The sequence below is a fragment of the Serratia sp. BIGb0163 genome (assembly GCF_024809935.1).
Lineage (GTDB): Bacteria > Pseudomonadota > Gammaproteobacteria > Enterobacterales > Enterobacteriaceae > Serratia > Serratia quinivorans.
Window position 1 is genome coordinate 241,232 of record NZ_JANUDZ010000006.1, and the last position, 12,621, is coordinate 253,852.

The 12,621-nt window shown below is 54.6% G+C and carries 13 protein-coding genes; 9 read left to right on the forward strand and 4 right to left on the reverse strand.

Annotation, left to right across the window (positions count from 1 at the left end; translation table 11 throughout):
• Positions 1-3: 3 nt before the first annotated feature.
• On the reverse strand, positions 4-351 hold the full coding sequence (locus tag M2406_RS20030) for a DUF3302 domain-containing protein (protein ID WP_112348568.1): 348 nt from the start codon (positions 349-351) through the stop codon (positions 4-6).
• A gap of 39 nt (positions 352-390) precedes the next feature.
• Positions 391-1,044, reverse strand: a complete 654-nt coding sequence (locus tag M2406_RS20035) for a DUF3313 domain-containing protein (RefSeq protein WP_135345003.1) — start codon at positions 1,042-1,044, stop codon at positions 391-393.
• A 137-nt stretch (positions 1,045-1,181) separates the two neighbouring features.
• Between M2406_RS20035 and M2406_RS20040 the strand changes: the two genes are divergently transcribed.
• The 7 genes from M2406_RS20040 (at position 1,182) to M2406_RS20070 (ending at position 10,319) form a co-directional block, all read left to right on the forward strand.
• Positions 1,182-2,117, forward strand: coding sequence for a LysR family transcriptional regulator (locus M2406_RS20040; RefSeq protein ID WP_026142501.1), 936 nt, complete (start codon positions 1,182-1,184; stop codon positions 2,115-2,117).
• A 201-nt stretch (positions 2,118-2,318) separates the two neighbouring features.
• The gene (locus M2406_RS20045) at positions 2,319-2,699 is read left to right on the forward strand and encodes a Spy/CpxP family protein refolding chaperone (protein ID WP_012146403.1); all 381 of its coding nucleotides are present in this window, start codon (positions 2,319-2,321) and stop codon (positions 2,697-2,699) included.
• Positions 2,700-2,859: 160 nt separating this feature from the next.
• Complete coding sequence (locus M2406_RS20050; RefSeq protein WP_012146404.1) at positions 2,860-3,540, forward strand: helix-turn-helix domain-containing protein; 681 nt, start codon at positions 2,860-2,862, stop codon at positions 3,538-3,540.
• A gap of 239 nt (positions 3,541-3,779) precedes the next feature.
• The gene (locus tag M2406_RS20055) at positions 3,780-4,952 is read left to right on the forward strand and encodes an efflux RND transporter periplasmic adaptor subunit (RefSeq protein ID WP_259191115.1); all 1,173 of its coding nucleotides are present in this window, start codon (positions 3,780-3,782) and stop codon (positions 4,950-4,952) included.
• A 13-nt stretch (positions 4,953-4,965) separates the two neighbouring features.
• On the forward strand, positions 4,966-8,067 hold the full coding sequence (locus M2406_RS20060) for an efflux RND transporter permease subunit (RefSeq protein WP_218218363.1): 3,102 nt from the start codon (positions 4,966-4,968) through the stop codon (positions 8,065-8,067).
• Between the two features lie 51 nt (positions 8,068-8,118).
• Complete coding sequence (locus M2406_RS20065; protein ID WP_115184925.1) at positions 8,119-8,871, forward strand: MipA/OmpV family protein; 753 nt, start codon at positions 8,119-8,121, stop codon at positions 8,869-8,871.
• A gap of 167 nt (positions 8,872-9,038) precedes the next feature.
• Positions 9,039-10,319 (forward strand): DUF3300 domain-containing protein, encoded by a 1,281-nt coding sequence (locus M2406_RS20070; protein ID WP_259191116.1) that lies wholly within the window; start codon positions 9,039-9,041, stop codon positions 10,317-10,319.
• 39 nt (positions 10,320-10,358) lie between these two features.
• Here the strand turns inward: M2406_RS20070 and M2406_RS20075 are convergent, their stop codons facing one another.
• Complete coding sequence (locus M2406_RS20075) at positions 10,359-10,811, reverse strand: GNAT family N-acetyltransferase (protein WP_115183963.1); 453 nt, start codon at positions 10,809-10,811, stop codon at positions 10,359-10,361.
• A gap of 161 nt (positions 10,812-10,972) precedes the next feature.
• Here M2406_RS20075 and M2406_RS20080 point away from each other — a divergent pair, with 161 nt between their 5' ends.
• On the forward strand, positions 10,973-11,707 hold the full coding sequence (locus M2406_RS20080) for a bifunctional 2-polyprenyl-6-hydroxyphenol methylase/3-demethylubiquinol 3-O-methyltransferase UbiG (RefSeq protein WP_259191117.1): 735 nt from the start codon (positions 10,973-10,975) through the stop codon (positions 11,705-11,707).
• 80 nt (positions 11,708-11,787) lie between these two features.
• On the opposite strand, the gene M2406_RS20085 is transcribed toward M2406_RS20080, so the two are convergent.
• Positions 11,788-12,066: a GNAT family N-acetyltransferase gene (locus M2406_RS20085; RefSeq protein WP_259191118.1), complete on the reverse strand. Its 279-nt coding sequence runs from the start codon at positions 12,064-12,066 to the stop codon at positions 11,788-11,790.
• 117 nt (positions 12,067-12,183) lie between these two features.
• On the opposite strand from M2406_RS20085, the gene M2406_RS20090 reads away from it, so the two are divergent.
• On the forward strand, positions 12,184-12,597 hold the full coding sequence (locus M2406_RS20090; protein ID WP_012146412.1) for a DoxX family protein: 414 nt from the start codon (positions 12,184-12,186) through the stop codon (positions 12,595-12,597).
• Positions 12,598-12,621: the final 24 nt, after the last annotated feature.

Here is a 12,621-nt window from a genome sequence, read left to right on the forward strand (position 1 = left end):
TGCTTAACCTTTATTGGACGACGAGCTTTGAGCGGCAACCTGCGTCTGCATACGCTGCAATTCACTTTCGAGCCGATTAATTCGTGCCTGCAACACATCAGGTTGCTCAGCTTTGTCGCTCATTCCCCAGCCCCGTTCCGGCCGGTATAAAGTCGCCCAAATCCATAACAGTGGCCAAATGGCATGCAGAGTAAACAGGCTGACCCAGCCTGCCACATGGATGGCATCCTGATGCGGGTGCTGGCGTTTCTTGGCCAGCAGATAAGGAATATCGTGGATAATGATCACGCCGTAAAACAGAATTAAAAACACGGCGATCAATACGCCTAAAGCGAAGTAATCTAGAAACATGCGAAACCCTGGTTAATAAGGCAAACTAATTACCGACGTCTATGACGTCTTATATTCTTTAATATCATTGGCAATGGTATCTATGGCATTTTTCACATCAGCCACTTTTAACTGCGACTTTTCATTATTCAGATTCTCTCCGGACGCCTTCCTCACCACTTTGATTACCGGCTGGTTGGTTGAAGCGTCGATAAATTCACCTTCCATATAAACGGCGCTTTCCATGGTGCGGTGGCCGGTTACGCTTTGCGTTGCGGCAACCAGCAGCGTAATCGGCAGTACTTCATACACCTGTAGCCCCTTCTTCTGCGTGTCGATCGCCGTGATAGCTCCACGGAAAATCAGCGTATTTTCACGCGGAACATCCTCCAGGGTAAAATGCGACCCCATAGCTTGCTTGAACTGCCTGTTGGTGTAACTGAGAATATTATCAAGCGCCTGCTGGCTCACCATCTCGCTAGGCTTTGGCCGTGGGAAATAGATCATCGGCTGGTAAACCAGATATTTATATTTGGAAAAATCAACGTTCTTATCCTTCCAATATAATACATCCTTACCGGAGGCCGATTGGCTCTTGGTAATATCATTATAATCAGGCAGAAACGTCGAGAATTTCTCTTTTTCAGTGACCGATGATGAGCAGGCGGTCAATGTTAACGCCACGGGTAAAATTATCGCGCAGGTTTTTTTCATTATAATCTTCCATGTCAATTTTAATGCATAGCAAATAATTGACCAAAAGAATACCCGCCGGTCAGTGATAAGTCATATGACAATAACGGCAAAAATGTATATCATTTTTGATATACAAACTCAGAATGGCTCACCGCGTGAAAGCAAAAGACTTCAGGATCGACGAACTCAGGATCGTTCGCACCATCGCCGAAACCGCCAGCGTCAGCAAGGCGGCACAGCTGCTGGATATGCCGCAATCCAATGTGTCGCGCACCCTGACGGCGCTGGAACGGCGACTTGGCCTGGAGATATTTCTACGCAGCCCACGAACGCTGTCTTTGACCGAGTTTGGTGAACAGTTTTTACGTCGCGCCGCTCAGCTATTGGATGAGCATAACGACCTGCTCGATATGTCCGGCACCTATAAACAAAGCCTGAACGGCATGGTGACGCTTGGCGCACCGATCGGCATCCATTCATTCCTGACCCGTTATCTACTGCCGCCGTTGCTGCGCGAGTCACCCGAACTGATCGTCGACCTGGTGACCCGCAATCCGGATGAACGAGAGAAAAAATATGGCGCGGTTTTCGACAGTGACAGCGATCTGCTGATCAGTTTCTTCCAGCCACAGAATGAAAGCCTGATCGCCCGACCACTGACCCGCTTCCGGGTGGGGCTGTTTGCATCGCCGGATTATATCGCCAACTCTCCGCTCGTGGAGCCGACTGAATTGACGCAGCATCGCTGCATCACCCTGCGGGTATTGGGCGGCAGCCGTAATACCTGGAGCTGTTACAACTCGCTGGGGCAGTTGGTCGATGTAGCGGTCAACGGCACCAGCATCTGCGACAATATTCTGCCGGCGATTGAGTTAGCCAAGCAGGGGCTGGGCATTGTTTATGCTCCTTACTACTCGGTGGCCTCGGCGCTGGAGTCCGGTTCACTGCTGCCCTGCATTGAGCGCGAACGCTGCATCGATATGCAGGCGTATCTTATTTACCGCCAACGTGGCGTGTTACCCCACCGGGTGCAGGTGATGATGGACAGCATCATGAATACCATTAAGCTGCACGAACATCGATTGGTCTAACCGCCAGCATCCATTAACGCATACGGCTACCACTCCCGGCATATTATTTAAATAAACCCAGAGTCCAATTTCGGACTCTGGGCACAACCTTATGAAATAAAATAAAAACCTTCAACTTGAATATATCTTGAAACATTCTCAACCGCACTGAATTTAAATTAATGCGTAATATCGCCATGAGACAAATATAAGGAGTAGATAATGAAAAAAAGAATAAAAATGCTGATCGCCGGCATGTGTTTATTTTCCGCTGGTTCTGTTTTTGCCGCCGAAGGCTTGCAAAGCGCCAGTCGTCTGGCCGGTGTATTGGATCTGAGTCAAACACAGCGTCAGGAAATACATGTTATTCGCGATAAGGCGCAACTGCAGCTCGACAGCATCAAAACGGATAAGGTCGACAACGGCGCCATTCTGAAAGTGCTTGGCTCCTCTCAGTGGGACGAGCCAACGGTAAAAAAACGCATTGCTGAAATGGGCATTTATCAACAACAGGCGGAATATATCCGTTACCGCTACTTGTTTGACGTAATGCAAACCCTGACGCCAGAGCAGAAAACCAAACTGCAAAAAATGATCAAGTAACCCCATTCCCAGCTATACCCACTGCCACTCATTCCCCCGGCAGTGGGTTACGCCCAGGGCAAAGAACGTTTAATTCCCCGAATTAAGCAGCCTCCCCTATACTCAGCCGGTACAACACGCATAGACTACAAGCTAACGTGCTGATTAACGGGGAATCAAGGTGACAGACAAGCCGCATGCAGCCGGGAGTGCTCCAGGCAACGACCACTTCAACGATGCGCTGCAAAAAATCATTCCGCATAAGCCAAGCGACATCATTGCTCGTCTGATGGCGGAGCTGAAACCCGAGGCCGTCGAAGTGACCGCCAGACGCTCACGCCAGTTCAGCGGTAAAAACCCTCAGGTATTCCTGCTATTACAGGGTGCGGTCAACCTGCATCGTCAGTCGGACGATCTGCTGATGACCACCATCTACGCGCCGCATATCATCGGCCTGGCGGAACTGCTGCACCCGGTGGGACAAACCTATCTGCATCTGGAAAAAGACTGTGAGATCCATGTGGTGGCAGGCAGCAAGGTGCTGCAAAAGCTCGACCAGCACCCCATGTTATGGGCCGACGTCTCTCGCATTTTGGCTTATCAACTGCATTTCGCCAGCCTGCGTGACCTGCACTTGTTGAATAACCATGCTTATGACGCCATCCGCGGTAAGCTATTGGAATTGATCAATGCACCAGAAAGCACAAGGCTCGACTATTCGGCATTGAGGTATATTCAGGAACGCACCACACTGGCGCGCAGCACCATATTAAAATGTTTGAGTGACTTGAAGACCGGCGGTTATATCGCCATGGAGAAAGGCCACCTGACTCAGGTGTTTAATTTGCCTCAGCGTTATTAAAAAAGGCCGCTGGGGATGCCAGCGGCAACGGACACTACTGATATTGTCTTTCTAGCTTTCTTATTGCTTACACACAGTGGCAATAATAGAGTAATAAAATCCTATGCCCATCATTATCCAGTCCGAATTCGGACTCTTTCCGCTGTAATTATTCCGTAAAATACACCGCAATCAATCTCTTTCTGTATTTAATCAGCCGCCAGACCGCATTGCGATACCCTCTGGCCAACGGGATAATCATGAACAAAAACGCATTATGCTTAACCGGCAGCTTACTGCTGTGCGGCGGTCTGCTGCTTACCGGTTGTAAAGATAAAAACCCTAAGGCCACGCAGCTTCCGCCGCATCCGGTCGGTGTAGTCACCTTGCGCTCTCAGCCACTGGCAATAAAAACAGAACTGCCGGGTCGCACCAATGCTTACCGCACGGCGGAAGTCCGGCCTCAGGTCAGCGGTATTGTCCTCAAGCGCCAGTTTGTTGAAGGCAGTGACGTGCAGGCCGGTCAATCGCTGTATCAAATCGACCCGGCCAGCTATCAGGCCGCCTGCGACAGCGCGCTGGGCGATCTGAAAAAGGCCCAGGCCAGCAGCGAAATAGCGCATCTGACCGTAAAGCGTGAGCAACCGCTGCGGGCCAAAAACTACGTCAGCCCGCAGGAATTCGACACCAGCGTGGCTCAAGCCAGGCAGGCCGATGCCGATGTTATCGCCGCCCGCGCAGCGCTGGAAAGCGCACGCATCAACCTGCAGTACACCAAGGTTATTGCGCCAATCTCCGGGCGCATCGGCAAATCCAGCGTCACCGAAGGTGCGCTGGTGACCTCCAGCCAGAGCAGCGCGCTGGCGACGGTGCAACAATTGGATCCGATGTATGTCGACGTCACCCAGTCCAGCGACGATTTCCTCAAGCTTAAACAGGCTATCGCCTCCGGTACCATTACCCACAACGGCGGCAAAGTGCCGGTCAGCCTGATCCTGAATAACGGCCAGCGTTATCAGCCGACTGGCACCCTGGAATTCTCCGACGTCACCGTTGACCAAAGCACCGGTTCCATTACCCTGCGCGCGATCATCCCTAATCCGCAGCATAGCCTGCTGCCCGGCATGTATGTCCGCGCCGAGATTGACCAGGGGCAACAGAAACACGCGCTATTGGTGCCGCAGCAAGGTATCACTCGCAACCCGCGCGGCGAAGCCACGGCGCTGATTGTCGACGCCCACAATAAAGCACAGTTACGTCAGGTGATCGCCAGCCAGGCGATTGGCGACAAATGGTTGGTGACGTCGGGGTTGCAGGCCGGCGACAAAGTGATCGTCAGCGGCATGATGCGCCTGAAGCCGGGTATGCAGGTACGGGCAACGGAAGAGACGCCGGACACCGCTCAGGCCTTGTCTGACGTCTATCACGGTTAAGGGGCGCCAAGGCATGTCTAATTTCTTTATCAACCGCCCGATATTTGCCTGGGTTATCGCCATCATCGTCATGATGGCCGGTGCCCTGTCCATCATGAAGCTGCCGATCGCGCAGTATCCGACCATCGCGCCGCCGGCGGTCAGTATCAGCGCTACCTATCCGGGAGCCGACGCCAAGACGGTGCAGGATACGGTCACCCAGGTGATTGAGCAGAATATGAATGGCCTGGACGGCCTGATGTACATGTCGTCCAACAGTGACGCCGCCGGTAACGCCACGGTCACCCTGACCTTTGCCACCGGCACCGATCCGGACATTGCTCAGGTACAGGTGCAAAACAAGCTGCAACTGGCGATGCCGCTGCTGCCGCAGACCGTGCAGGATCAGGGGATTAACGTGCAGAAGGCCTCCAGCAGTTTCCTGATGGTGGCCGCCTTCACTTCCGACAGCAGTGCCATGACGCAGGCCGATCTGGCGGACTATGCGGTCGCCAATATCAAAGACCCGATCAGCCGTACCAGCGGCGTCGGTCAGGTACAGTTGTTCGGCGCACAATACGCCATGCGCATCTGGCTGGATCCCAACAAGCTGGATAATTACCAACTGACCAGCGAAGACGTGGTGCGTGCCATCAAGGCGCAGAACAACCAGATTGCCGGTGGCCAGCTCGGCGCCCTGCCGGCGGTACCGGGGCAGCAGCTCAACGCATCGATCATTGCCCAAACCCGCCTTAGTTCGCCGCAGCAGTTCGGCAATATCCTGCTGCGCGTCAATCAGGATGGTTCTCAGGTGCATCTGCGTGACGTTGCTCGCATTGCGCTGGGCAGCGAAAACTACACCACCAGCGCCGAATACAACGGCAAACCGGCCGCCGGGCTGGGGATTAAATTAGCCACCGGCGCCAACGCGCTGGATACCGCCAACGCGGTGAAGGCTGAAATTGGTCGTCTGGAACCTTATTTCCCGGCCGGGATGCACGTGGTATATCCGTATGACACCACGCCGTTCGTTAAAATCTCGATCGGTGAAGTGGTGAAAACGCTGATCGAAGCCATCATCCTGGTGTTCCTGGTGATGTATCTGTTCCTGCAAAATCTCCGTGCCACGCTGATCCCGACCATTGCGGTGCCGGTGGTGTTGCTGGGGACCTTTGCCATTCTGGCGGCCTTTGGCTTCTCGATTAACACCCTGACAATGTTCGGCATGGTGCTGGCCATTGGCCTGTTGGTGGATGATGCCATCGTGGTGGTCGAGAACGTCGAACGGGTCATGACGGAGGAAGGGTTACCGCCCAAAGAGGCCACACGCAAATCGATGGCGCAGATCCAGGGCGCACTGGTGGGCATCGCCATGGTGCTGTCGGCGGTATTTATTCCCATGGCGTTCTTCGGTGGCTCAACCGGCGCCATCTATCGCCAGTTTTCGGTCACCATCGTTTCCGCCATGGTGCTGTCGGTACTGGTGGCGATGATCCTGACTCCGGCACTGTGCGTCACGCTGTTGAAACCCGGCGTGCATGCGCCCAAAACCGGCTTCTTCGCCTGGTTTAACCGCCTGTTCGAACGCAGCACCCAACATTATCAGGGCAGCATCGGCAATATCCTCAACCATACCGGTCGTATGCTGCTGATCTACCTGCTGATTGTGATTGGTATGGCGCTGCTGTTCATCCGCTTGCCCACCGCCTTCCTGCCCGACGAGGATCAGGGGGTATTCATGAACATGATCCAACTGCCGGCCGGCGCCACCCAGCAACGCACCGAGGCCGTATTGGGCCAGGTAACCCACTACTACCTGAACAAGGAGAAGGCTAACGTCAATTCGGTCTTCACCGTTGCCGGGTTCGGCTTTAACGGTAACGGCCAGAATAACGGGTTGGCGTTTGTCAGCCTGAAGGACTGGAGCCAACGTCCGGGGGAGAAAAACAAGGTTGAGGCGATCATCAAGCGCGCCAATATGGCCTTTGCCCACACGATCAAACAAGGCATCGCCTTTGCCTTTAACCTGCCGGCGATTACCGATCTCGGCACCGCTACCGGCTTTGACTTCGAGCTGATCGACAACGGCGGTCTCGGCCATGCCGCGTTAACCAAGGCACGTAACCAATTGCTGTTTATGGCCGCCAAATACCCTAACGTGGCGACCAAGATCCGCCCAAATGGCCTGGAGGACACGCCGCAGTTCAAGGTCGATGTCGATCAGGCCAAGGCCGAGGCGCTGGGGGTTTCGGTTGACGACATCAACCAGACGCTGTCCACCGCCTGGGGTGGCACCTACGTTAATGACTTTATCGATCGCGGTCGGGTGAAAAAGGTCTATGTGCAGGCCGATGCGCCGTACCGCATGCTGCCGGACGATCTCAACCAGTGGTACGTGAAGGGTAACCGCGGCCAGATGGTACCGTTCTCCGCCTTTGCCAGCGCGCACTGGGAATACGGCTCACCACGCCTGGAGCGTTACAACGGTCTGCCTTCGATGGAAATTCTGGGTGAACCGGCCCCGGGGCGCAGTTCAGGCCAGGCGATGATGCTGATGGAAAAACTGGCGGCCAAACTGCCGAAGGGCATCGGCTATGACTGGACCGGCATGTCTTATCAGGAACGACTTTCCGGCAACCAGGCTCCCGCGCTGTACGCCATCTCGCTGGTGGTGGTGTTCCTGTGTCTGGCGGCGCTGTATGAGAGCTGGTCCATCCCGTTTGCCGTAATGCTGGTGGTGCCGCTCGGCGTGGTCGGTGCGCTGTTGGGGGCCACCTTACGCGGCCTCAATAACGACGTTTACTTCCAGGTCGGCCTGCTGACCACCATTGGCCTGTCAGCCAAAAACGCCATTCTTATCGTCGAATTCGCCAAGGATCTGATGGAGAAAGAGGGCAAACCGCTGATTGCCGCCACCCTTGAGGCCACCCGCATGCGTCTGCGTCCGATTCTGATGACTTCGCTGGCCTTTATCCTTGGCGTGCTGCCGCTGGTTCTCAGCAGCGGTGCCGGTTCCGGCGCGCAGAACGCAGTCGGCACCGGCGTCATGTTCGGCATGATCAGCGCCACCCTGCTGGCGATATTCCTGGTCCCGGTATTCTTCGTTGTCGTCCAACGTCGCTTCGGCCGTAAATAACCCGATTAACCCTGGCGGGCCGCTTTGGCCCGCACTTTTTTAAAAGGCCTCATGATGATTAAAAAACAGAAATTAACCTGGATCCTGCTGAGCGCGGGTTGCTTAAGCCACCCCGCCTGGGCGCAAAGCCCGTGGACACTGGGTGCGTCGGTGTTGGTCAGCCCCAGCCCTTATCAGGGGGAACAGGACCGGGTAATGCCACTGCCGGTGATCGGTTATGACAGTGACCGTTTCTTCGTGCAGGGGCTTAGCGCCGGAGCCTATCTGTGGAAGGACCAGCAGAATCAGCTCAGCCTGAACGCCTACTATTCTCCGTTGCATTTCAAGGCCTCCGACAGCGACAACGACGCCATGAAACAGTTGAACAACCGCCACGCCACCATGATGGGCGGTATCGGCTATCGCCATCAGGCCAGTTGGGGCACCCTCCGCACCGAGCTGGCGACCGATATGCTGAACAACAGCAACGGCTTTACCGGCGACGTCGCCTATCTGTACCCGATCGAACGCGGTGATTGGCAATTTCGGCCCGGCGTTGGCGTCACCTACAGCAACGGCAAAACCAATGATTACTACTATGGCGTTTCTTCCGATGAGTCGGCGCGCAGCGGACTCTCTGCTTATAAGGCCGGTTCGTCCTGGTCGCCCTATCTGGAACTGTCAGCCAGCTACCAGCTCACCCCGCAATGGACGACCTTTATCACCGGGCGCTATACCCACCTGGCAAACAGCATCACCGACAGCCCGATGGTGGATAAAAGCGGCAGCGGCATGCTATGGACCGGCGTGACCTACCGCTTCTGACAGTGCGGTCCGATTCCGGACCCGGTTTAAATATCGCCCAATGAGTGAACATGGGATTCTGGGGCATCCGAGAAACTGAGCGGGGAATGGCGTTAAACGCCGCAGCCAGGTCGGCGCTTCCCCCTGAATGGCTCAAGAGATCCTCGGCTCAACAAGAGGAGCATCGCATGTTCAACATGAAAAAATTACCCTGGGTTCTGATGGCGCTGCTGGCGCTGAGTGGTTGCGACCGAGCGCAAGACCGCCCTGCACCGCCGTCGTCGTCATCTGCCACCGCGCCGGTACCACTGGTGCAAAATAGCGGCCTACCACAGAGTGCCGCAAGCACTCAGCAGTTGTACTCACTGCTCGGCCCGATCGCCCTGTTCCCGGATAATTTGCTGGCACAGGTCCTGGCAGCGAGCACCACGCCCGATCAGATTACCGCCGCCAATGCCTGGCTGCTGCAGAACAAAAGCCTGACCGGCAGCGCACTGACGCAAGCAGTTAACGCGCAGCCCTGGGCGCCGGCGGTAAAAGCCATGGTGACCTTCCCCGACGTGCTGCAGCAAATGGCACAGAATCCGGGTTGGACTCAGGCTCTGGGCAGCGCTTATAGCCAAGATCCGAGCGACGTGATGAACGCGGTTCAGCTACTGCGTCAACGCGCCAGCAACAGTGGTGCGTTGAAAAGCAACGCACAACAGCAAGTTATCGTTACCGCTAATAACGCAGCAGGCACGCCCGCGACTGCGGCCAATAAAACCACGGCTGCACCGACCCAAACCATCGTCATCAAACCGGCTCAGCCAAGCGTGGTATATGTGCCCAGTTACGGCACCGCCGTTTATGGCAATCCGCCAGTGGCCTACTATCCGGGCTATGCGCCACCACCGGCTTACAGTACCAGTGACATGGTGGCTACCGGGTTGATCAGCTTTACCGCCGGGGTCATGGTCGGATCGATGTTCGATAATAACTGGGGTGTGCACTGGGGCGGCAGCCCGGTAGTGGTATATAACAACCGGACCTTTATCAGCAATAACGGTTGGCATCACAACGGATATGGGCCACGCGCGCCCTTCAGCGAACCGCACTTCGCACCGGCGCGCAGCAACTTTACCCCACGGCATGCCACGCCGCTGGATCATCAAGGTCTCCGTTCACCGACCTTCGACCCGCATCGCAATGCCGAGCGTTACGCAGGCCCAGTGCGTACCACGACACGCCAGCCGGAACGTCATGTCGAGCATGCCCTGCCCCAGCGCAGCAGCGGATTGCAATCCGAACGTCATCTGGCCCCCGGACCGGTACGCTTGTCCTCCGTGCATCAGCCCCAGTTCCAACGTGAGCGTGATGTGCGTCCCTTCGGCGATGGCGCATCCCACCCGGCATTTTCCAGCGCGCTGAACCGCTCGTGGGGGGATGGGCATCTCTTCGGCGGGAATAATCATCGCCGCCGGCTGTAATCGCACTCAGACAACAGTCCACAGCAGATGTCGGGCTTTTCACAATGTCCGCGTATACACTCGCGAAGCCTCACCCCAGGGGTGATAGCCCAGCCCATTGAAGGCAAACCCCTGTTTCTCGTAGTAGCCTTCCAGATCGGTGCACAAATGCAACTGCGGGAAGCCGAACTTGCGCGTCTCCTCCGCCACATGATTAATCAGTTGTGAGCCATAACCGCGCCCGCGGTGCTGCGGCTCCACATACAGCGCACACAGCCAGGGATAAAGTTCACCACGGCTAATAAAGTCATTGGTGATCAGCCCAGCACAGCCCAGAATTTGTTCGTTATCCATTAACAAATACCACTGCGGCAACGGATTGACCGCGCCAATGCATCGGGTGATGGCATCCTCATACATCATCAGGGTCTCTTCCGTGGCCCAATGTTGTTGGAAGTAGCGAATCGCCTGAGATTTAAACTCGGGTAACTGACGCACCGAAATCATCTTCATATCCGTTCCTGAGGTTAGTTTTCATGCTTTTTCCGGTCGACGATTATGCGACAGCCTACACGGGTTATCACTACCTTTATTATGGGAATCAGTTGGATGTGCGGATAATATGGTAGCACTGCCCGAATATCCGGCAGCGGTTTACCCCAACAGGAGTCGTTATGACACAGAATATTTATGACAATCAGGCGTTTTTCGACGGTTATGCCCAGCTCAGCCGCTCGGTACACGGGCTGGATGGTGCACCGGAATGGCAAAGCATCCGTAGCATCCTGCCGGACTTGCAGGGTAAAAAAGTGGTCGATCTTGGCTGTGGTTATGGCTGGTTCTGCCGCAGCGCACGTGAACAGGGCGCCGCCAGCGTTTTGGGCTTAGATCTGTCGGAGAAAATGCTCGATAAGGCACGGACGATGACAGAGGATAGCGGTATTGAATACCGCCAACAGGATCTGGAACAGCTTCAATTGCCATCGCAGTCTTTTGATCTGGCTTACAGCTCACTAACGCTGCACTACATCAAAGATCTGGCACGGCTGTTCGCCACGGTTTATCAGGCGCTGGTGCCGGGCGGGCAGTTTATTTTCACCGCCGAACACCCGATTTACACCGCCCCAAAACAGCAGGGCTGGCTGATGGACGAAAACGGGAAAAAATCCTGGCCGGTCAACGGTTATCAGCAGGAGGGGCAACGCATTTCAAACTGGTTGGCGGAAGGAGTGATCAAGCAGCATCGCATGCTCGGCAGTTACCTTAATCTGCTGGTGCAGCAAGGTTTCGTCGTGAGTTATCTCAATGAATGGGGCCCTTCGGCACAGCAAATCGCAGAAAACCCCGCGCTGGACGAAGAGAAAGAACGCCCGATGATTTTTATTCTGGCCGCCCATAAAACCGCGTAGTTATTCCCTGCCACAGTAAATCCTTAACATATCCAATATTGGGGAGGCTGCCTCCCCCAAAGTCACCTATGGCCCAGCCTTCAGGCACGGATATCCTGATATTCCGGCATGGTGTCAAACTCATGTTTGGCGAACGGGCACAGCGGAATAATTTTACGGTTTTCCGCCCGCATTTTCGCCACCACCAGCGCCACCAGCTTTTTACCGACGCCCTGACCTTTCAATACCTCATCCACCCAGGTGTGATCGATAATGGTTAATTTGTCTCCGCTCGGTACAAAGGATATCTCGGCGATCATTTTTCCCTGCCGATCGTTTATATAAAAACGTTTCTCGTCTGCCAGAATTTCAAGATCCATAAATTTATCCCATTTTAAAAGTGCATAACTGTGGGTGAACGCTAGAACAAACCTGATATTAGTCTACTATTTAATCAGTAACACAACATAATTTTGACAGTGGCTGAGGAGTTCAAAATGGGTGAAGGCTCAAAAGACGGCGTTATTCTGCTATCCCGAATCTTATTGATGATCCTGTTTATCATTTTTGGTTGGATGAAATTGATCGGTTTTGGTGCAACCGTTAGCGCAATGGAAGGTTATGGCACGCCAATGCCCTATTTGGCGGCGATTATCGCCGTGGTGGTTGAGTTCTTTTTTGGCATCGCGCTTATTCTCGGATTATTTACCCGGCCTATTGCGGTTATTTTTGCCGTCTATGTCCTGGGCACCGCTTTTATCGGTCACCCGTTCTGGAAAATGACCGGCATGGAAATGATGGGCAACGAAATAAACTTCTTTAAAAATATCAGCATTATCGGCGGGCTGCTGTTGCTGGCGGTCACCGGTGCCGGGCGTTATTCGCTGGACCATAAATTCTTTAATAAATAGCCTATTCCAGCCGGCGGCAACGCT